We start from the raw sequence: 20960 nt of genomic DNA, 5'->3' as shown, positions 1-20960 counted from the left end.
CCGCCGCCAGGCCGCGCTTCGGGGCTTGCCCTACTGCGTGCTCGCCCGGAGGCCGAAGCCCATGACCTGGGCCGCGATTGCGGCCTGGGTGCGGTTGTGGACGTTGAGCTTGCGCATGACGGCGGTCATGTGCGCCTTGACCGTGGCCTCGGCGATGCCGAGGTCGAAGGCAATCTGCTTGTTGAGTCGTCCGGAGTTGACGCCCTCGAGGACCTTCAACTGGGTCGGCGTGAGCTCGCAAAAGCCGATTGGCGTGGCCCCGTCGGTGTCGGGCTGGTTCATCCTGGTCATGTTCACCCCTGCTTTTTCCTGTCCCTGACCGGCCGTCTCGCGACGACCGGGCTCCGCCTCGATCGATGTGCCGGTCTTCGCCGGCTGGGCGGTTCGCGTTCCACGAACTTWGTGATATTAGTTGGACAGATTCAAGTGAATTGGTCAATGTTAGCGCAAACAAATGTTGTGACAGGCTAATTCGCGGAAATCTGTCATACAGGTTGTCGTGGTGTGGCCGAGAGAGCCGCAGCGTCGGGAGGAGCGAATTGGAGGGCTTGTGGCCTTGCGCCGGGCGCGCGATCCAGGCGGTCGCCGTTGGATCGGATCGTTCCGTCCTGAGCAAAGAGCCGACGCGAGCGTGTCTTCGGGCACTGCTTTGGCGATCGGCGCGGCTTGGCCATTCTTCCCGCGCGCCAAAAATCCAGGCATGGCTCGTGAAGAGCGACCAACTTTACATGAAGCCCGAGCAGCGTCGCGCGTCCCCGCGATCGCGTTGGAGACCTATTGGATGAGCCAAGGCCGTCTAGCTGATCAGGCGTATACGGGCATCGTGGAGATGATCAAAACCGACGGCTTGCATGTCGGTGATCGCCTGCCGTCGGAAGCGCGCCTGGCGGAGATGTTCGGCATGTCGCGCACCATCGTGCGCGAGGCGCTCGTCCGGCTGGCCGCCGACAGCATCACCGAGGCCCGGCGCGGGGCCGGGTCCTTCGTGAAGAACCGGCCGTCCGACAAGCTTGGCGCCTACATGCCGCTGTCGGAGCTGCCGTCGACCATGGGCAGCTACGAGGTGCGCTTCGTGCTCGAGGCCGAGGCGGCGCGGCTGGCGGCGGTGCGGCGCTCGGCCGAGGAGATGGCCAGCATCGAGGCGGCGCTTTCGAAGCTGCGCGAGGCGCTGCTGTCGAACGCACCGGCCCATGCCGAGGACATGGAGCTGCATCGCCAGATCGTGCTGGCCACCGCCAATCCCGCCTTCCTGGTCACGTTCGAGGCGCTTGAGGCCGACGTGGACAAGATCATGCGCGCCGGTGTCGACATCTCACGGTCGCGGCCGCCGGAGGCGATCGCCGAAATGATGCGCGAGCACGAGATGATCGTCGAGGCGATCCGCGCTCAGGACGGCGACGGCGCGGCCCTGGCCATGCGCTGGCATCTGTCACGCGGGCGAAAGCGGCTCATGCCCTGACGCGCGGGGCCCGGCGCCGCTTGGGCGACCATGGCGTTCCAACCAGGCCTGGGCCATCTCGCACAGCCGCTCCGGCGGCGCGCTGGCGTCCAGCGCGAAGACCTCCTCGTCGGCGCCGGGCCGCTCGAGGGTGGCCAGCTGGCTGTCCAGCAGACTGGCGGGCATGTAGTGGTCCGCGCGGCGGGCCAGTCGCCGCGAAAGCTCTTCGCGACTGGCGTCCAGCAGCACGAAGCGCGTCGGGACCGAGATGACGCCGCGCAGGCGGTCGCGATAGCCGCGTCTCAGCGCCGAGCACGCCGCCRCGACCGGCCCTCCCGACGCGGCGGCCTCGCCGATGGCCATTCCCAGCCGATCCAGCCAGGGCCAGCGGTCCTCGTCGTCGAGGGGCTGGCCGGCGCTCATCTTGGCGACCGCACGCTCGTCATGGAAATCGTCGCCCTCCAGGAAGGGGCAGCCGAACTCGCGGGCCAGCAGGGCGCCGAGCGTCGATTTTCCGCTTCCGCTCACGCCCATGGCGATGACGGCGAACCCGGCGGGGCGTGCGAGGCTGGATGGCGACGGCAAGCGGCCTCCTTGAAAGCGGGCGCCGGCGGGCGTGTCGATACACGCCGAGAGGACGAGCGCCGCCGGATTTCTACCGGCCGATCCGGAGAGGCGTAACTACGACCATGGTCGAGGATGGTGGCCGCGCCCGGCCGATTTATCAGTAGCGACAGTAGAGTTGAGGAACGGCATGAGAGCGATCCTGTTGTCGGCGGTCCTGGCGGCCTCGATCCCCATGGTGGCGGTCGCCGCCACCAACTCTGTCCTGCTGTCCGCGCCGGATGATCCTCGCGCGGTGACGGTCAAGGGTGTCGGCGACGGTCGCGCCGACGACACCGACGCCATCCAGAAAGCCATCGACGCGGCGCGCGACAAGACCGGCCACGGCATCGTCTTCCTGCCCTCGGGCCGCTATCGCCTGAGCCGCACCATCCTGGTGCCGCCGGGCGTTCGCATCTTCGGTGTCGGCGCCACGCGCCCGGTCTTCGTGCTGGGAGCCAACACACCTGGCTTCCAGAAGGGCGTGGCCACGATGATCGTGTTCACGGGCGGCGACCAATACCAGGTCGGCGACATCCCCGTGCCGGTCCCCACGGTCAGGCCCGAGACCCTGAAGGTGCGCGACGCCAATTCCGGCACCTTCTATTCGTCCATCGGCAATGTCGACGTCGAGATCGGCGACGGCAATCCGGCCGCCGCCGCGGTGCGGTTCCGCATGGCCCAGCACGCCTTCCTCAGCCACATGGACTTCCGCCTGGGCTCGGCCTTCGCCGGGGTCTACCAGGCGGGCAACATCATGGAGGACGTCCACTTCCACGGCGGCCGCTACGGCATCGTCACCGAGAAGACCTCGCCGGCCTGGCAGTTCACCCTGATCGACTCGACCTTTGACGGCCAGCGCGACGCCGCGATCCGCGAGCACGAGGTCGACCTGACCCTGGTCAATGTGGCGATCAAGAACACGCCGGTCGGAATCGAGATCGACCGCGGCTACAGCGACAGCCTGTGGGGCAAGAACGTCCGCTTCGAGAACGTCTCCAAGGCCGGCGTCGTCATCTCCGCCGAAGATAACGTCTTCACCCAGGTCGGCTTCGAGAACGCTATCGCCTCCAACACCCCGGTGTTCGCCCGCTTCCGCGACAGCGGCAAGACCGTCGCCGGCAAGGGCCGCGCCTACAAGGTGGCCTCGTTCACCTACGGCCTGACGCTGCCGGGCCTGGGTCAGATGGGCGAGTACAAGACGCAGGTCGACCTGGCCCCGCTGCCGGCCCTGCCGGCGGCGTCGGCGCCGGCTCTGCGCGCCCTGCCGCCGGTGGCAGAATGGACCAACGTCAAGACCCTGGGTGTGAAGGGCGACGGCCAGTCCGATGACACCGCCGCCTTGCAGAAGGCGATCGACAGCCACCGCGTGCTTTACCTACCCACCGGCTTCTACCTGGTCACCGACACCCTGAAGCTGCGACCCGACACCGTGCTGATCGGCCTGCACCCGGCGGTGACCCAACTGGTCATTCCCGACAACAATCCGGGCCACGCCCAGGTCGGGCCCGTGAAGCCCGTGCTCGAGACGCCCAAGGGCGGCGACAACATCCTGTTCGGCCTGGGGATCTTCACCGGACGCGTCAACCCGCGCGCCTCCGCGCTGCTGTGGCGGTCGGGCGCGACGTCGCAGGTCACGGACCTCAAGATCATGGGCGGCGGCGGCACGCCCACCGCCGACGGCAAGTCGCTGGGCGCGGCCCAGGCGCGTAGCGGCGATCCCGTGGCCGACGGCCGCTGGGACGCGCAGTATCCCAGCATCTGGGTGACCGACGGCGGCGGCGGCACGTTCGCCAACGTCTGGAGCCCCAACACCTTCGCTTCGGCCGGCTTCTATATCAGCGACACCAGCACGCCGGGCCATATCTACGAGGTCTCGGTCGAGCACCATGTGCGCAACGAGTTCGTGCTCGACAACGTCCAGAACTGGGAGTTCCTGGCGCCGCAGACCGAGCAGGAGGTCGGCGACGGACCCGACGCCGTCTCGCTGGAGGTGCGCAACTCGCGCAACATCCTGTTCGCCAACTATCACGGCTATCGGGTGACGCGGTCGTACCACCCCGCGGAAACGGCGGTGAAGCTGTTCAACTCGTCGGACATCCGCTTCCGCAATGTCCACATCAACGCCGAGAGCGGCGTCGCGCTCTGCGACAGCATCGGCTGTGGCACGTACCTGCGCGCCAGCAAGTATCCGTTCGAGAACGCCATCCAGGACAAGACCCGCAAGCAAGAGGTGCGCGAGCGCGAGTTCGCCGTGCTCGACGTCACCGGCCAGCCCGCGCCAGCGGCTCCGGCCAATGACGGCAAGGCCCGCAAGCTGGAGACTGGCTTCTGGTCGATCTCCGGCGCGACCGTGGGGGCCGACGGGGCGCTCTATTTCGTCGAGAAGCGGTTCCAGCGGATCTATCGCTGGACCCAGGCCAAGGGCCTGGAGGTGGTGCGTGACCACTCGCTGGATCCCACGAACCTGGCGATCGACGGCTCGGGCAAGCTGCTGGTGGTGTCCTCATACGGCCCGCAGGCTTCGGTCTATTCGATCGATCCGGCCGGTCCCAAGGACGCGATGACCATGATCGCGCCGACGCCGTCGGCCCAGCGTCCCGGCGCGAAGACGCTGCTGCCGGTCAACTGGTGGAACAATGGCGAGTTCCGCGACCAGTACGACCCGGCCACCGACCATTTCACCACCCTGGCCGAGATGTTCGCCCGCGACGTCGGTACGCCCAAGACGCAAGAATATGTCTCGCCCGACGGTAGCCTGTCGCTGCCGGCCTTCCGGGTGTGGCAGCAGGGGCCGCCCGACCACGTCGGCTGGCGCTGGGCCGACAGCCTGCAGGCCCATGGCCTGATCAGCGGCGCGGTCGGCGAGCGGGTCTTCGTCACCAACGGCTCGGAGAACAAGACCTATAGCGGCCGGGTCGGACCTGGCGGGACGCTGACCGACCTGAAGGTGTTCGCTAACCGCGGTGGCGAGAGCGTCGCGATCGACGGGCAGGGCCGGGTGTTCGTCGCCAACGGCCAGATCTTCCAGTACGGCCCCGACGGACAACTGGTCGGCCGCATCGACGTCCCGGAGCGGCCGCTGCAACTGATCTTTGGCGGCGAGGACAAGAAGACGCTGTTCGTCCTCACCCATCACTCGCTCTACGCGGTGACGCCGTAGGGGCCGGGTTCACTGAGGACTATCAGGAAATCGAAGCTTCAAATCCCTTGTCATCCCGGAAGCCTCGGAGAGGCTATCCGGGACCGCCGGAAGCGCGGAGTTTTCCGCGGTCCCGGCTCTCCGCTGCGCTCCGGCCGGGATGACACGGAAAAGCGGTCGTTCATCGAGTACGGATCCTATCGGCATGAGAACCTGGCTCGTCGCGTTGACAGCGGCCGCGATCGCTCTGGCCCTGGCGGCGGGCGGGCCGGCCTTGGCGTCGACTTCGGTGTTCGCCACGGCGCCGGACGATCCGACCGCCGTCGTGGTGCGGGGCAAGGGTGACGGCCGCGCCGACGACGGCGCCGCTATCCAGGCCGCGATCGACGCGGCGGCGGCCAAGCCCGGCGGCGGCCTCGTCTTCCTGCCCTCGGGCCGCTACCGGATCAGCAAGACGATCTTCCTGTGGCCTGGTGTCCGCGTGTTCGGCGTGGGCGCCACACGCCCGCTGGTCCTGCTGGACGACGCGACGCCGGGCTTCCAGAAGGGCCTGGCCAACATGGTGATCTTCGCCGGCGGCAAGCCCGACCCGGCGCGGCGCGTGGCGTTCCCGCCGCCGGGCAGCGTGCCGTTCAACAAGGACATCCCCGACGCCAATCAGGGCACCTTCTATTCGGCGATGAGCAACATCGACTTCAAGATCGGGCGGGGCAATCCGGCGGCGACGGCGATCCGCTTTCACGCCGCCCAGCACGCCTTCGTCAGCCACATGGACTTCGATATCGGCTCGGGCCTGGCGGGCCTGTACCAGGTCGCCAACGAAGCCGAGGACCTGCACTTCAAGGGCGGCCGCTACGGCATCCTGGCCGAGAAGCCGTCGCCGGCGTGGGGCTTCGTGCTGCTGGACTCGACGTTCGAAGGCCAGCGCGACGCGGCGATCCGCGAGCACGAGGCCGGCCTGACCCTGGTCAATGTCGCCATGCGCGACACGCCGGTCGGTATCGAGATCGATCGCGGCTACGGCGACTGGCTGTGGGGCAAGGACGTCCGCTTCGAGAACGTCTCGAAGGCCGCCGTCGTCATCTCCAACGAAAACAACGTCTACACCCAGGTCGGCTTCGAGAACGCCGTCGCCGCCAACACCCCGGTGTTCGCCCGCTTCCGCGACAGCGGCAAGGTCGAGCCGGGCAGGGGCCGCGCCTATCGCGTCTCGTCGTTCACCTATGGCCTCACCCTGCCGGGCCTAGGCCGGATGGGCGCGTACAGGACGGAGATGAAGGCCGAGGCCATTCCCGGCCTGCCCGCGCCGCGCGCGCCGGCGATCCGGGCGCTGCCGGCCACGTCCGACTGGGTCAACGTCCGGACGCTGGGCGCCAAGGGCGACAACGCCGCCGACGACACCGCCGCCATCCAGAAGGCGATCGACACCCACCGCGTCGTCTATTTCCCCGCCGGCTTCTACCGGGTCACCGACACCCTGCGGCTGCAGCCCGACACGGTCCTGATCGGCCTGCACCCCAGCCTCACCCAGATCGTCCTGCCCGACCGGGTTCCGGCCTATCAAGGCGTCGGCGCGCCCAAGGCGCTGGTCGCCTCGGCCGCCAAGGGCGACAACATCGTCTCGGGATTGGGCCTCAACACCGGCGGGATCAATCCGCGCGCCACGGCCCTGCTGTGGACGGCCGGCGCCAATTCGCTGGTCGACGACGTCAAGTTCCAGGGCGGGCACGGCACCAACCTCGCCGACGGGACCCGGCTCAACCCCTACAACGCCAACGCCACGGCCGACGCCGATCCGGCCAAGCGCTGGGCGGGCCAGTATCCCAGCCTGTGGGTGACCAATGGCGGCGGCGGCACGTTCGCCAATATCTGGAGCCCCAGCACCTACGCCTATTCGGGCATCTACGTGTCGGACACCCAGACACCCGGCCATGTCTACCAGGCGTCGGTCGAACACCACGTGCGCAGCGAGATCAGCCTCAACCGGGTCGCCAACTGGGAGTTCCTGGCGCCGCAGACCGAGGAGGAGGCCGGGGAGGGCGAGGAGACCGTCTCGCTGGAGATCCGCGATTCCCACGACATCCTGGTCGCCAACTACCACGCCTATCGCGTGACCCGGACGCGCCGACCGGCCGCTGCGGCGGTCAAGGTCTATAACTCACGCGACATCCGTTTCCGCAATGTGGCGGTGAACGGCGAAAGCGGCTTTAGCGGCTGCGACGAGAACGGCTGCACGACCTTCACGCGCCTGACCAAGTATCCGTACGAGAACGCGATCCACGACGTCACCAGCGGCCTCGAGGTGCGCGAGCGCCAGTTCGCCGCCCTGGACCTGACGGCCAATCCGGCGCCGGTCGCGCCCTCGGTCTTCCCCGCTGGCGCGCGGGTGGAAAAGCTGGCCGACGGCTTCTATTCGCTGGGCGGCGGCGCCGTCGACGCGGCCGGGACGCTCTACTTCACCGACCGCCGCCACCAGCGCATCTACAGCTGGTCGGCCGCGCGCAAGCTGTCGATCGTGCGCGACAATACGCTGGATCCGATCAATCTGGCCGTCGACGCTTCGGGGAGCATCCTGGTGCTGTCGTCGGACGGTCGCGACGGCACGGTCTACAGCTTCAAGCCGGGCAGTCCCGACGACGAGGTCACGGTCATTCCGCCGACCGCAACGTCCGATCACCCGAGCGCATCGACGGTGCTGGCGGTCAACTGGTGGAACAACGGCGAGTTCAAGGATCAGCTGGACCTGGAAACCTACCAGTTCACCACGCTCGCGGAGATGTTCGCGCGCGACATGGCGGTTCCGAAGTCTCGCGAATACGTCTCGCCGGACGGTAGCCTGGTCTTGCCGGCCTACCGGGTCATTCAGCAGGGGCCGCCGGACTTCCGGGGGCTGCGTTTCTCGGACGCGCTCGACACCTACGGTTTCACCACGGCCAAGCCGGGGCAGCGGGTGTTCGTCGCCAACGGTTCGGAGAACAAGACCTATAGCGGCCTGGTCGGCGAACGAGGAGCGATCACCGACCTGATGCCGTTCGCCAACCGAGGCGGCGAGAGCGTCGCCACGGACGGGGAGGGGCGGGTCTATGTCGCCAATGGTCAGGTGTTCGTCTACGCCCCGGACGGTCGCGAACTGGGACGTGTCGACGTCCCCGAACGGCCTTTGCAGCTGGTCTTCGGCGGTCCCGACAAGCGCACCCTGTTCGTCCTGACCCACCACGCGCTCTACGCCGTGAGAAGCCAATAAATACGTGGCTTCGCGGCCGCATGGGCGCGCGGATCGACCGACGTACGACCATGGTCGTAATGGTTCGCGCCGGTTTTGTCTGACAGATTCCTAGGAGGCCATCGTCGATGGACTCAAAGAAAAGAGGGAGGCGTCAGGATGAGTGCTGGAGGTCGTGTACGGGGGGCATCGCCCTATTTGACCGTGTTGTTCGCCACGAGCGCGGTCGCGATGATCGTAGCGGCTGGCGCCGCGAGCGCGCAGACGTCGCCGCCGTCGGAAGCGCCGACCGCCACAGTGTCCGAGATCGTCGTCACGGGGACGCGGATCCGGTCCACCGGCTTCACCGCGCCGACGCCGACCCAGGTCCTGGGCCAGGCCGACCTGGAGCGCGCCGCGCAGCCGAACATCTTCACCGCCATCACCCAGCTGCCGTCGCTGCAGGGCTCGAGCGGCGCGACCACGGGCACGTTCAGCACCTCGAGCGGCCAGCAGGGCCTCAGCTCGTTCTCGCTGCGCGGCCTGGGCACCATCCGCACCCTGACCCTGCTGGACGGCCAGCGGGTCGTACCGGCCAACGTCACCGGCGTTCCCGACATCAGCCTGTTCCCGCAGCTCCTGACCGAGCGGGTCGACGTGGTGACCGGCGGCGCCTCGGCGTCCTACGGCTCCGACGCGGTCGGCGGCGTCGTCAACTTCATCACCAACAAGCGGTTCGTGGGCCTGAAGACCAACGTCATGGCCGGCGTCACGACCTATGGCGACAACCACCAGTGGCTGGGCCAGATCGCGGCCGGCAAGAACTTCATGGACGACCGCCTGCACGTGCAGGTCAGCGGTGAATACGACTGGGAAGAGGGCGTGCCGGCCGGCGGCTTCGGCGAGGACGCGCCGGGCAGCCGCGACTGGTACACCACCGCCACGCTGGTCAACCGCGGGATCGCCAACGACGGCTCGCCGCAGTACCTGTATCGCGAGCACGCCCAAGCCTATCAGTACACCAAGTACGGCCTGATCAGCGCTGGGCCGCTGCAAGGCACCGCCTTCGACCAGGTCGGCAATCCCTTCCCGTTCCAGTACGGCGGCGGCACGCCGACGAAGGCCGCCAACGGCGCGGTCACGGGTTGCTATTCGAACGGCGGCTTCTGCGTCGGCGGCGACCTGTCGGGCAATGTCGGCGTCGGCACGTCGCTGCAGTCGAAGATCAAGCGGATGAACGCCTATACGCGCGTCGGCTACGACATTGACGACAACAACGAAATCTACGGCACCTTCAACGCGGCCCGCGTGGAAAGCAGCAACCAGCCCAATCCGGGCGCGGCCACCACTGGCCTGACGATGTCGTGCTCGAACCCCTACCTGCCGGCGTCGATCGTCGCGGCCTGCGCGGCCAACGGCATCACCACCTTCACCTTCGGCACGAGCAACGCGCTTCTGCCCCGCAACATCAGCGTCCATCCGACGCGGACCCAATTCCGCGGGGTGATCGGCGCCGACGGCAAGTTCAACGCCCTGGGCAAGGAATGGCGCTACGACGCCTATTACACCCACGGGCAGAACACGACGAACATCCATGTCCGCGACATCCTGCTGACGCCGCGCTATCGGGCGGCCGTCCAGGCGACGACGGTGAACGGCCAGATCGTCTGCGTCGATCCCGTAGCCCGCGCGAATGGCTGCGTGCCGATCAACATCTTCGGCGGGCAGCGGCCCAGCGACGCCGCTCTGGCCTACATCACGCCCAAGAACGGCCCGTACCAGCACTCGGTGCAGAAGCAGGACGTCGCCAGCATCAACTTCAGCGGCGAGCCCTTCTCGCTGTGGGCCGGCCCTGTGTCGCTGGCGTTCGGCGGCGAGTGGCGCAAGGAGCAATACCACGTCAAGGGCGACCCCTACGGCGACGGCAATACGGACTCGCCCAACACCGCCGACTACCCGGCCGATCCGGTTCTGAACGCCGCGGGCGCCAACTGGTTCGCGGGTAACTACCACTCCGGCGCCGGCGAGTACTCGGTGAAGGAAGCCTATGCCGAAGTGAACCTGCCGCTGGTCAATTCCGACGCGGCCGGCAAGGCCAACCTCAACATGGCCGGCCGCTGGACCGACTACAGCACCTCAGGCACCGTCTACACTTGGAAAGTCGGCCTCACCTGGGACACGCCGGTCGATGGCGTCCGCCTGCGGGCCGTCACTTCGCGTGACGTCCGCGCGCCGAACCTGTCCGAACTGTTCGCCGCCCCGGTGACGACCACGCTGCCGAACTTCACCATTCCCTCGAACGGCACGCCCCCAGCCGGCCAGCCCGGCAGCGGCTCGCTGACGGTTCTGCAGAATGTGGTGGGGAACCCGAACCTGCAGCCGGAAATCGCCAAGAACGTGACCATCGGCGCGGTCCTATCCAACCCGCAATGGCTGCCGGGCTTCAGCGTTTCGGTCGACTGGTACAACATCGTCCTCAACGGCGGCATCTCCAGCCTGGGCGCTCAGCAGATCGTCAACTTCTGCTATCAGGGCCTCACCCAGTTCTGCGGCGCGTTCAATCTCAACCCGCCGTCGGCCTTCGTGAACTCCCAGACGTTCAACCTGGCCTCGATCAAGACCAGCGGCTTCGACATCGAAAGCAGCTACCGCTTCGAGCTGCCCAGCGTGCCCGGCCGCTTCACGGTCCGCGGCCTGGCGACGAACACGCACAAGTTCGTCACCAACCCTGGCATCCCTGGGGCGGTCGCCGTCGACTCGGCCGGCCAGAACTCCGGCGCCACGCCGGACTGGAAGTTCCTGGCCATCCAGTCCTGGGACAACGACCGCTTCGCCCTCAGCGTTCAGGAGCGCTGGTTCAGCGATGGGAGGTTCGGCGGCACGACMACCGAGTACATCGAGTGCAAGCCCGGCAGCTGCCCGGTCTCGACCGGCAGCCGGCCGACCATCGACTACAACCACATGAGCGGCGCGACCTATGTCGACATCAGCGCCTCGTACAAGTTCGGCAAGGGCCTGCAGATCTACGGCAAGGTCGACAACCTGCTGAACCGCGAGCCGACGCCGTCGCCGCAGACCAATACCGGCCTGGACGCCAACCCGGCGCTCTACGACCTGCTGGGCCGGTTCTACCACGTGGGCCTGCGCTACAGCTTCTAGTCCCGGGCCGCCCGCCCTTCACCTCCCCCTGGGCGGCCTCGCCCGGGCCCGGAGCGGCTTCGCGCCGAACCGTGGCCCGGGCGTTTTCTATTGTGGCGAAGCGCGGGGCAGGCGAGGGGGCGGCGCCCCTCTCTTCGAGCCTGTGAGGATCGTCCTGGGACGTCGCCGCGGGAAATCGGTTCAGGCGCGGTTCAGAGTCTCGACAAGAAGATCGCGGTCAAGCTTATCGCGGGTCTGCGACGTGGGGATGTGACGTGCTGGAATATGTGAGCGTGCTGCTGGCGACGGCCCTGTTGGCGACAGCGGCGGCCGAGCCCGCCATCCCGACGCAGGTCGAGCTGAAGCCGACGGCCAGCGGCGTCGAGGCGACCTTCATTCTGCCGACGCCGGTCGCGCGCTTTGAGTTGGAGGAAGCCGTCGAGGACGTGCGCGGCGACACCTGGCATGTTCAGACGCCGGGCATGGCCTTGGCGCAAGGCGCGGTGTCCCGGGCCGATGGCGCCAGCTTTTCCACCTTCTCGGTCCTGGTCACCCCCGATAGCCGGCCCCGCGACCGGCGCTATCCGGCCCTGACCGCGATCGGCGGCGGCTGGCAAGTCTATGGCCCCTATTTCAAGGCCGCCGAAGGTCGTCCCCCGGTCGAAGGCCATGTCGCGTCGCCGAAAGGATGGACGGTGGTCCCGCGAGCAAAGGGCGGCCGCGTGGCGCTGGACGGCTATGTCTATGTCGGTCCGGCCAGCAATGTCGCCGCCGGATCGGCGACCTTCGTGGCAGGGCCAGAAACGCCGCCCATCATGCGCGAGAGCGTCGCCAAGGCGGCCAGCCAGGCCACGGCCTACTATACAAAGCGCCTCGGCGTGGGGCTCAAGGCCAAGCCGACGGTGATGATCGCCCTGGTTCCAGGCTTCAATCCCGGCTGGCAGGGCGACACCACGGCCGGACCCGTCGCCTCGCTGCGGTTCTTCGGCCCCAAGGCGGCGCAGATGGACGCCGACGACGCCGACCGCGCCGTGCAATTCGTCAATCACGAGTTCTTCCACTTCTGGAACAGCCGCACCTTCACGTCGCGGAATTCCGGCAAGGAGGCCTGGCTGCACGAAGGCATGGCCGAGTACGCGGCCTTGCTGGCTTCGCGCCAAGCCGGCGTCATGAGCGAGGCCCAGGTTGGAGAGGCCCTGAGCGGTCGCCTGACCGGTTGCGCCAACGCTCTGAAAACCAAGGGGCTGGAGGCGGATCCGCCCCGTCGCGGCGGCGCGGTCTACGACTGCGGCGTGCTGGTTCAATGGATCGCCGACCTTCGGGTCCGGCGGAGTTCGAACGGATCGCGCGACGTCTTCGACCTGTGGCGAGCGCTCTTCGCCGAGGCGGCGCGGAACGGCGGCGCGTATGACGCAGCGGGGTTCCTGGCCCGGGCCGGTCTGGATGATCCCGCCGTCGACGCGCCGCTGGGCTTGCTGACGCGGCCGGGCGATCCGGATCGCTGGCCTCGGCTGGCCCTGGCCTTGGAAGGGCTTGGCGCGAAGGTCACGCCGACTCGCTCCGACGAGGCCGAGCGCGAGGCTCTGGTGATGCATGTGCTGGGCCAGGTCTGCAAAGGCGGTCGCGGGTTCTACGGCGGCGATCCCGAGGCGTTGAAGCTGGACACCGGGGATCGCTGCGGCGTGCTGAATGGAGATCCAACCATCGACACGATCGCCGGACACAACATCATGACCGACATCCACGCGGCCTTCGACGCGGCGGGGCCGATCTGCGCCGCCAAGGGCGATATCGTGCTCAGCTTGAAGGGCGAGGCGGTGGCGACCGTGGCCTGCAAGGCGCCGACGCCGCCCCGGCCGCTGGCCTGGACGGTGGAGCGCTGGCGCTAGAGGCAGCCAAATTCGCGTGTCCTCGCGCTCGCGAAACGTCTCGCCTATATAGCGGCCCTTCGGCGAACCTGCGGGCTCGTTGTCCTGTCGTTCGTATTACATTGCTGGTGCGGTAAAATATTGGAATATCAAGCGCATAGGCTCTCCGTGGCCCCGATGATGGACTGGACGGACCGGCATTGCCGGTCACTGCACCGGGGGTTGTCGTCGCGCGCGCTGCTCTATACCGAGATGGTGACCAGCGGCGCGGTGGTGCACGGCGACCGCGACAAGCTGCTGGGCTACGACCCCGGCCAGCACCCGGTGGCGCTGCAGCTGGGCGGGTCGGATCCGGCTGAACTGGCCCAGGCCGCCCGGATCGGCGAGGACTACGGCTATGACGAGATCAATCTGAACGTCGGCTGTCCCTCGGACCGGGTCCAGAGCGGCCGTTTCGGCGCCTGCCTGATGCGCGAACCCGATCTGGTGGCCGAGTGCATGGCGGCGATCAAGGCGGCGGTGAAGGTCCCGGCCACGGTGAAGTGCCGGATCGGCGTCGACGACCAGGACCCGGAAGAGAGCCTGTTTGGTCTGGTCGATCGCTGCGCGGCGGCCGGGATCGACAGCTTCGTGGTCCATGCCCGCAAGGCTTGGCTGAAGGGGTTGTCGCCCAAGGAGAACCGGGACATCCCGCCGCTGGACTACGAACTGGTCTATCGGCTCAAGCGCGAGCGGCCGGGCCTGACCATCGTCATCAACGGCGGTGTCCCCAGTGTCGACGCGGCGGTGGCGCACCTGGAGCACGTCGACGGGGTGATGCTGGGCCGGGCGGCCTATCACGAGGCCGGCCTGCTGGGCGAGGTCGACAGGCGGGTGTTCGGACTGGACGTCGCCGACGTCGACAGCTTCGAGGCGGTCGAGCGTTATCGCCCTTACCTGGCGCGCGAGCTGGCGGCCGGGACGCACTTGGCGGCCATGGGCCGGCATATGCTGGGTCTGTTCCACGGCCTGCCAGGCGCGCGGGCGTGGCGGCGCATTTTGACGGTCGAGGGCGTCAAGCCGGGCGCGGGCCTGGAGGTGGTGGATCGCGCTCTGGAGGCCGTGCGGATAGCCCTGGTGTCCCGCGAGGAGCGGGCATTGCCAGCGGCCTAGCGCCGCCGAGCCGCCCTACGGGTGCAGGATTAGCGAGTTCGGGGTGGCCTCGAACCGCGACAGCCGGCCCAGATAGCTCATGCCCAGCAGCGAGTTCTCGAGACCCTTCTCGATGACCAGGGCGTCGACGTCGCGGACCCTCGCGCCGGCGATCGAGACGCTGGCCAGGTGCACCGAGGCGGCGCGGGTGCGGCCGTCGGCGGTGATGACGTTGTAGTCGTAAGTCAGTTTGCTGGTGTCGATGCCCAGGCGCTGGGCGTCGGCCATGCTGAGCGAAACGGCGGTGGCGCCGGTGTCGACCAGGAAGCGGACGGCGTGACCGTCGACGGCGGCCTGGGCCCAGAAGTGACCGTCGCGGTCCTTGGTGATCTGGGCCGCGCCGCCTTCACCGCCGAGGGTGGCCGAGGCGGCCGTCGGGGCGCGCAGTTCCGGACGGCGCAGGTCGTCCAGCGAGACGACGGCCTTGGCCGCGCCTACCGCCGACAAGGCGCCCACCAATGCGATCGCCGCGAACCTCAACATAGAAGACACCTCGCCATACCGGCTTGAGACCGCTTCTGCGGCCCTTGTCTAAATCACTAGCAGGCAGGCCTTTTCAAGGCGTGAATCGGGCGGCTTATTTTCACGCTATGGTTACCAATGCCGTAACAAGTATACGGATGTACTGGGCGCTGCCCATATTACACGAATTTAATAACTTACATTACGTCGCTGTAATGCTTTTCATGTCTTGGAATTAACTTCGAAAACCTTCGAGGCGGCGTTATTTCTCTCGCCAACAATAGAGTGGCTTATCGAGGGAATATCGCCATGAAAGTGCTGATCATCGCTACTGTCGCCGCAGCGTCGCTCGCCAGCGCGGCCAATGCAGGTTCGATCTCCAACCTGCAATTCCTCGAAGCGGCGCGCTGCCGCGGACTGGCGAGTTCGGAAAACCTGGGAAAGCTGGACACCGCGTCGCTGGACGCGCTCCTGCGCGCCGAGGGCGACACTCGCGATCTGGCCGTCCGCACCTCGGCCAACAGCAAGATCAACGCCGCCCGCAAGGAAGCCGACGCCGCCGACGACAAGAAGAAGGCCAAGCTGCTGGCCGAGCGGGAGTCGAGCTGCGCCGCCTATCTGGGCGGCGCGAAGTAGCGTTCAGCCGCGACCGGCGGCCGCCATCAAGGCGACCATCGGATCGGGGCGGTCGGGGAGGGCGGCCATGATCGCGGCCCGCTCCTCATCGCTCAAACGGGCCCAGCCGGCGATCTCCGGCAAGGTCCGGCGGCAGCCCAGGCAGTAGCCCGACGCTCCGTCCACCGCGCAGACCTTCACGCAAGGCGTGGCGATCGGGCGGGGCGGCTTCGCCTCCGGTTTCGTCGTTTCAGTACTCATCGTTTCAAGCATCCCCGTTCCATCGCCGGCGCGCAAGCATCGGCGAGGCGAGCGGTCGCGCCCCAAGATCAGGAGAGATCCATGCGCAAGTTCATCCTCTCGACCCTCGCTGTCGCCGCGTTCGCCTCGGCCGCCGCGCCCGCCTTCGCCGCCAGCGATCGCTGGACCGACGGCCAGTACCTGCAGGCCAATCGCTGCCTGGCGCTGGCCCAGTCGGCGGCGCTTGGCGAGCTGCCGACCGGCGAGCTAGCTGCTCAGATCAAGTCGCAGGCCTTTGGGCGAGGCTCCTCGATCACCGATCGCGGCGTATCGCTGCAAGCCGAGGCGAGCCGTCAGGGCAAGACCAAGGACGAGGCCCGCAAGGCCAAGCTGCTCGCCGAGCGCGATGGTGTCTGCAAGACCTACCTGTCGAGCCAGGTCGCCGCGTCCTAACGCGTTCCCTTCGAAGTCTTCTGGGGTTGCTTTGGGCGCGGACCGGTTTAAGTCCGCGCTCATGACCGCTTCCCCGTTCGCCGACATCCGCCAGCTCGCCGCCTCGCCGCCCGCGCCGGGGCCGTTCCCCGTGCTGGAGCAGGGCGGGCGGCTGGCCGAGATCGCCGCCTGGCTGACGGCCTGGAGCGGCAAGACCCCGCCGGCCGTCAATCGGCCGGTCGTGGCCCTCTATGCCGGGGCGCGCCAAGGCGTCGGCCCCCGCGGCTACGCCCGCGACCGCCTGGAGGTCATCGCCTCGGGCGGCGCGACCGTCTCGCGCCTGGCCGGCGTGCAAGGGGCTGGCCTGGAAGCTTTCGACCTGGCCATCGACCGTCCATCGCCCGACTCCGTCGACAAGGCCTCGATGAGCGAGAAGGAGGCCGCGGCCACCATCGCCTTTGGCATGGAAGCCCTGGCCAAGCAGCCGGACCTGCTGATCCCCGGCGTCATCGCCGCCGAGCCCGCCCGCACCGCCGCCGCCGTCTGCCTGGCCCTGTTTGGCGGCGAAGCCTCCGATTGGTCCGACGATCCCGCGCCGGTGGCCGCCGCCGTCGCCCGCGCCAAGGCCGAGGGCATGGGCGACGATCCGCTCGAAATCCTGCGGCAACTGGGCGGCCGCGAGACCGCCGCCGTCGTCGGCGCCATCCTGGCCGCCCGGGTGCAGAAGGTGCCGGTGCTGCTGGATGGCTACGCCGCCTGCGCCGCCGCCGCGATCGTCCGCGCCGTCGCGCCGACCGCGATCGAACACTGCCTGGCCGCCCATGTCAGTCCGACCAAGGGTCATGCGCGGCTGCTCGAGATCCTCGACAAGCGGCCACTTCTGGCGCTCGATACGACGGATGAGGAAGGGGTCGGCGGCGCCTCGGCCCTGGCTCTCGTCAAGCTGGCCTGCGAAGTTCGCTAGCGCTTCTCGTCGGATATAAGTGAACGTGGATCATATTCACTTCCGTTGACGCTAACGTCATCTTTCCAAACGTTCGTTCGACATCTATCGTGGCGCCTGAAACGCATGAACGGCCTCCTCAAGAGAGGCCGGCTGAACGGGAGCTCGCCATGAATCTCGACTTCTCGCCCGAGGACCTCGCCTTCCGCGACGAGGTCCGCGCCTTCATCGCCGAGAACTATCCGGCGGGCCTGCGGGAGAAGCAGGAGGAGGGCGAGGAGATGGCCAAGGAGGACTTCCTCTCCTGGCACCGCACCCTCGCCAAGAAGGGCTGGGTGGCCCCGGCCTGGCCCGAGAAGTACGGCGGCCCGGGCTGGACCTCGGTGCAGCGCTACATCTGGTCGGAAGAGACCGCGCGCGCCGACTGCGTGCCGATCCTGCCGTTCGGCATCAACATGGTCGGGCCGGTGATCTACACGTTCGCCACGCCCGAACAGAAGGAACGCTTCCTGCCGCCGACCCTGTCGGGCGACATCTGGTGGGCTCAGGGCTATTCCGAGCCAGGCGCGGGCTCAGACCTCGCCAGCCTGAAGACCAAGGCCGAGCGCTTCACCGGCGACGACGGCAAGGAATACTACCTGGTCAACGGCCAGAAGACCTGGACCACCCTGGCCCAGCACGGCGACTGGATCTTCTGCCTGGTCCGCACCGACCCGGCCGCCAAGATCCAGGAAGGCATCTCGTTCCTGCTGATCGACATGAAGTCGCCGGGCGTGACCGTGCGCCCGATCATCACCCTGGGCGGCGAGCACGAGGTCAACGAGGTCTGGCTCGAGAACGTCAAGGTGCCGGTCGAGAACCGCATCTACGACGAAAACAAGGGCTGGACCTGCGCCAAGTTCCTGCTGGCTCACGAGCGCTCCGGCATCGCCGGCGTGGCGCGTTCCAAGCGTGGCATCGAGCGCATCCGCCAGATGGCCTCGACCGAATTGTCGGACGAAGGCGAGGCCCTGATCAAGGATCCGATGTTCAAGCGCAAGGTCGCCGAACTGGAGATCGACCTGACGGCGCTGGAATATACCGAACTGCGCACCCTGGCCGGCGAAGCGGCCGGTAAGGGCCCCGGTCCGGAGTCCAGCGTCCTGAAGATCAAGGGCACCGAGATCCAGCAACGGATCACCGAACTGGTGCTCGAGGCCGCCGGCCACTACGGCGCGCCGTATTTCCGCGGCTTCCCCAAGGGCGGCGACAACGCCCACCCGATCGGCCCCGACTTCGCCCACCGCGCCGCCCCGACCTATTTCAACGTCCGCAAGACGTCGATCTACGGCGGCTCCAACGAGATCCAGCGCAACATCATCGCCAAGATGGTGCTGGGGCTGTGAACATTTAACCGGATTTCCCCTCCCCCTTGCGGGGAGGGGGCAGGGGGTGGGGGTGTCAGCACGGACGCCAGGAGCGTTGCACCATTCCGACCGAGCCGACCGCTCGGCCAAGCGGATGCGTCGCGAGCCGACCCCGGCGGAAAAGCTGTTCTGGAAGGCGCTGAAGAGGGCCGAGATTCCTGGATCTCACTTTCGTCGCCAAGCGCCTTTCGGCCCCTATATCGTGGATTTCGCCTGCCATCACCATCGGCTGATCGTCGAGGTGGACGGCGCGGTTCACGACCTGGAGCATGTGGCCGCTCGCGACGCCGAACGCCAAGCCTGGCTGGAAGGTCGCGGGTACCGGGTGATCCGAGTTCCCAATTCGCAGGCCATCAACGACCCGTATTCGGCGATCGAGCTTATTCTTTCGATCGTCGGCGCTGACACCCCCACCCCCGGCCCCTCCCCGCAAGGGGGAGGGGTGACGTCATCAGAACCATAAATCAGAACCATAAGAGGAAGCCGCCCTCATGGATTTCAACTTCACCGAAGAACAGTCGATGCTGCGCGACACGATCGCCAGCTTCCTGCAGGACAAGTACGACTTCGAGACCCGCCGCAAGATCGTCAGCTCGGACAGCGGCTGGCGCGCCGACTACTGGAAGGCCTTCGCCGAGGAGCTGGGCATCCTGGGCGCGCCGTTCAGCGAGGACCTGGGCGGCCTGGGCGGCGGGGCGATCGACAACATGATCGTCATGGAAGAGTTCGGTAAGGCGCTGGTCATCGAGCCGTATCTCGGCACCGTGGTGATCGGCGGCGGTTTCCTGAAGCACTCGGGCTATTCGAACGCCGCCTCGGTCATCGAGGGGATCATCGGCGGAACCACCACCATCGCCTTCGCCTATGCCGAGCCCCAGGCCCGCTACACCTGGCGCGACCTGAAGACCACCGCCAAGAAGGACGGTTCAGGCTATGTCCTCAACGGCCACAAGGCCGTGGTGGTCGGCGCGCCGTTCGCCACGCACCTGGTCGTCACCGCGCGCACCGGCGGCGCTCAACGCGACGCCGGTGGCGTCTCGGTGTTCCTGGTCGACAAGAGCCTGCCGGGGATCGTCACGCGCGACTATCCGACCGTCGACGGCAACCGCGCCTCGGAAGTCTATTTCGAGAACGTCTCGCTGCCGGCCGACGCCCTGATCGGCGAAGAGGGCAATGGCCTGCCGCTGGTCGAGAAGGTGATCGACGAGGCCACGGTGGCCGTCGGCGCCGAGGCCGTGGGCGTGCTGCGCAAGCTGCACGAGGGCACGCTGGACTACGCCAAGCAGCGCAAGCAGTTCGGCACGGCCATCGCCAACTTCCAGGTGCTGCAGCATCGGATGGTCGACATGTTCATCGAGGTCGAGCAGTCGGTGTCGATGACCTATATGGCCACCATCAAGGTCGACGAGAGCGCCGCCGAGCGCGCCAAGGCCGTCTCGGCCATGAAGGTCCGGGTCGGCCGCGCCTGCAAGTTCGTGGGCCAGAACGCCATCCAGATCCACGGCGGCATGGGCATGACCGACGAGCTGGCCATCGGCCACTATTTCAAGCGCGCCAGCCTGATCGAGGGTCTGTTCGGCTCGGTCGACCACCACCTGAAGCGCTACGAATCCCTCTCGTTCGACGCCGCGGCCTAAACAGCCCACGGACCAACGGATCGAAACGTCGAAGCCGCCTGCGTCATGCCGACGCGGGCGGCTTTTTCTTGCGCGGTTGGTGGGCGCGGGCGCCAAGCGGCCAGGCGAGGGCCGCGGCGGCAACCCCAAGCGCTGCAACGCCTTGCTGCGTCTCGAATGGAGCTGGAAAGAGCCGTATACAGACGAAAATTCCAGGCGATCACAACGGGCCCGGGCACGATCATCCGCAGGCTGATATAGTCTTTATACGGATTATTTTTGTTGCGCGGCGCCGCGATGGGCGCATGCTTGGCCATGACGCGCTGACGACTAGGAGGGTGAAAGCCCCTGTAAGCCGCGCGCGTCTCCTGGTCCTAACGGCTATGTCTGGGAGACGCCGCCATGAACGTATCGAAGATGAACCACGCCATGTTCTCGTTCGCCCTGCTGGGCGGCATGCTGGTGGGTGATCGGCCGAGTCCGAAGCCGCCTAAGTCGCCGCCCAAGTCCGGGCGAAAGTAAGCTCGAAGGGTCCCACACCCCGAAAGAAAGAGGCCTCCGCCGGTTCGCCGGCGGAGGCCTTTAACTGCGCGCTCTAGAGCCTGTCCGTTTCTGATGGAAACATCAGAAACGGATAAACAGGCTCTATCTCAAACACTTAGAG

Annotated in this window: 17 protein-coding genes and 1 pseudogene; 13 read left to right on the top strand and 5 right to left on the bottom strand. The window is 67.3% G+C overall.

The features are described from left to right. Positions 1-30: 30 nt before the first annotated feature. Positions 31-291, bottom strand: a complete 261-nt coding sequence (locus AC1DSO_RS19550; RefSeq protein WP_477070394.1) for a response regulator transcription factor — start codon at positions 289-291, stop codon at positions 31-33. A gap of 490 nt (positions 292-781) precedes the next feature. Between AC1DSO_RS19550 and AC1DSO_RS19545 the strand changes: the two genes are divergently transcribed. Then, positions 782-1459 (top strand): FadR/GntR family transcriptional regulator, encoded by a 678-nt coding sequence (locus AC1DSO_RS19545; protein WP_477070393.1) that lies wholly within the window; start codon positions 782-784, stop codon positions 1457-1459. Here the strand turns inward: AC1DSO_RS19545 and AC1DSO_RS19540 are convergent. Next, positions 1430-2023, bottom strand: coding sequence for a gluconokinase (locus AC1DSO_RS19540; RefSeq protein ID WP_477070392.1), 594 nt, complete (start codon positions 2021-2023; stop codon positions 1430-1432). The two genes, AC1DSO_RS19545 and AC1DSO_RS19540, sit on opposite strands and share 30 nt — an antisense overlap. Positions 2024-2192: 169 nt before the next feature. Here AC1DSO_RS19540 and AC1DSO_RS19535 point away from each other — a divergent pair, with 169 nt between their 5' ends. Continuing rightward, positions 2193-5204, top strand: coding sequence for a glycosyl hydrolase family 28-related protein (locus AC1DSO_RS19535; protein WP_477070391.1), 3012 nt, complete (start codon positions 2193-2195; stop codon positions 5202-5204). 76 nt (positions 5205-5280) lie between these two features. Here the strand turns inward: AC1DSO_RS19535 and AC1DSO_RS19530 are convergent. Continuing rightward, positions 5281-5349, bottom strand: a pseudogene (locus AC1DSO_RS19530) (hypothetical protein); the annotation flags it as partial. 39 nt (positions 5350-5388) lie between these two features. Here AC1DSO_RS19530 and AC1DSO_RS19525 point away from each other — a divergent pair. The 4 genes from AC1DSO_RS19525 to dusA all read left to right on the top strand — a co-directional run bounded on the left by AC1DSO_RS19525 (position 5389) and on the right by dusA (position 14543). Beyond that, positions 5389-8427 carry a glycosyl hydrolase family 28-related protein gene (locus AC1DSO_RS19525; protein WP_477070390.1) on the top strand — a complete coding sequence of 1013 codons (3039 nt, stop codon included), beginning with the start codon at positions 5389-5391 and terminating at the stop codon, positions 8425-8427. Positions 8428-8565: 138 nt separating this feature from the next. After that, the gene (locus AC1DSO_RS19520; protein WP_477070389.1) at positions 8566-11544 is read left to right on the top strand and encodes a TonB-dependent receptor plug domain-containing protein; all 2979 of its coding nucleotides are present in this window, start codon (positions 8566-8568) and stop codon (positions 11542-11544) included. 254 nt (positions 11545-11798) lie between these two features. Continuing rightward, positions 11799-13412: a M61 family metallopeptidase gene (locus AC1DSO_RS19515; protein WP_477070388.1), complete on the top strand. Its 1614-nt coding sequence runs from the start codon at positions 11799-11801 to the stop codon at positions 13410-13412. An 84-nt stretch (positions 13413-13496) separates the two neighbouring features. After that, positions 13497-14543 (top strand): tRNA dihydrouridine(20/20a) synthase DusA, encoded by a 1047-nt coding sequence (dusA, locus tag AC1DSO_RS19510; protein WP_477070399.1) that lies wholly within the window; start codon positions 13497-13499, stop codon positions 14541-14543. Between the two features lie 15 nt (positions 14544-14558). On the opposite strand, the gene AC1DSO_RS19505 is transcribed toward dusA, so the two are convergent. Further along, complete coding sequence (locus AC1DSO_RS19505) at positions 14559-15074, bottom strand: TIGR02281 family clan AA aspartic protease (RefSeq protein WP_477070387.1); 516 nt, start codon at positions 15072-15074, stop codon at positions 14559-14561. A gap of 279 nt (positions 15075-15353) precedes the next feature. Here AC1DSO_RS19505 and AC1DSO_RS19500 point away from each other — a divergent pair, with 279 nt between their 5' ends. Continuing rightward, positions 15354-15680 (top strand): hypothetical protein, encoded by a 327-nt coding sequence (locus AC1DSO_RS19500; protein WP_477070386.1) that lies wholly within the window; start codon positions 15354-15356, stop codon positions 15678-15680. A 3-nt stretch (positions 15681-15683) separates the two neighbouring features. Here the strand turns inward: AC1DSO_RS19500 and AC1DSO_RS19495 are convergent, their stop codons facing one another. Then, entirely contained in the window at positions 15684-15920 is a 237-nt protein-coding gene (locus AC1DSO_RS19495) for a DUF1289 domain-containing protein (protein ID WP_477070385.1), read from the bottom strand. Between the two features lie 81 nt (positions 15921-16001). Between AC1DSO_RS19495 and AC1DSO_RS19490 the strand changes: the two genes are divergently transcribed. The 6 genes from AC1DSO_RS19490 (at position 16002) to AC1DSO_RS19465 (ending at position 20818) form a co-directional block, all read left to right on the top strand. Beyond that, positions 16002-16352 (top strand): hypothetical protein, encoded by a 351-nt coding sequence (locus AC1DSO_RS19490; RefSeq protein ID WP_477070384.1) that lies wholly within the window; start codon positions 16002-16004, stop codon positions 16350-16352. A 61-nt stretch (positions 16353-16413) separates the two neighbouring features. Then, positions 16414-17295: a nicotinate-nucleotide--dimethylbenzimidazole phosphoribosyltransferase gene (locus AC1DSO_RS19485; protein WP_477070383.1), complete on the top strand. Its 882-nt coding sequence runs from the start codon at positions 16414-16416 to the stop codon at positions 17293-17295. Between the two features lie 149 nt (positions 17296-17444). Continuing rightward, positions 17445-18659 carry an acyl-CoA dehydrogenase family protein gene (locus AC1DSO_RS19480; RefSeq protein ID WP_477070382.1) on the top strand — a complete coding sequence of 405 codons (1215 nt, stop codon included), beginning with the start codon at positions 17445-17447 and terminating at the stop codon, positions 18657-18659. Between the two features lie 76 nt (positions 18660-18735). After that, entirely contained in the window at positions 18736-19143 is a 408-nt protein-coding gene (locus AC1DSO_RS19475) for an endonuclease domain-containing protein (protein WP_477070381.1), read from the top strand. A gap of 28 nt (positions 19144-19171) precedes the next feature. Further along, on the top strand, positions 19172-20317 hold the full coding sequence (locus AC1DSO_RS19470) for an acyl-CoA dehydrogenase family protein (RefSeq protein WP_477070380.1): 1146 nt from the start codon (positions 19172-19174) through the stop codon (positions 20315-20317). Positions 20318-20683: 366 nt separating this feature from the next. Then, the gene (locus AC1DSO_RS19465) at positions 20684-20818 is read left to right on the top strand and encodes a hypothetical protein (RefSeq protein ID WP_477070398.1); all 135 of its coding nucleotides are present in this window, start codon (positions 20684-20686) and stop codon (positions 20816-20818) included. Positions 20819-20960: the final 142 nt, after the last annotated feature.

This window comes from Caulobacter sp. P4_E5 (assembly GCF_056401555.1).
Note: the sequence above shows the minus strand (reverse complement) of the source record. Positions and strands in the feature narration are given on the sequence as shown.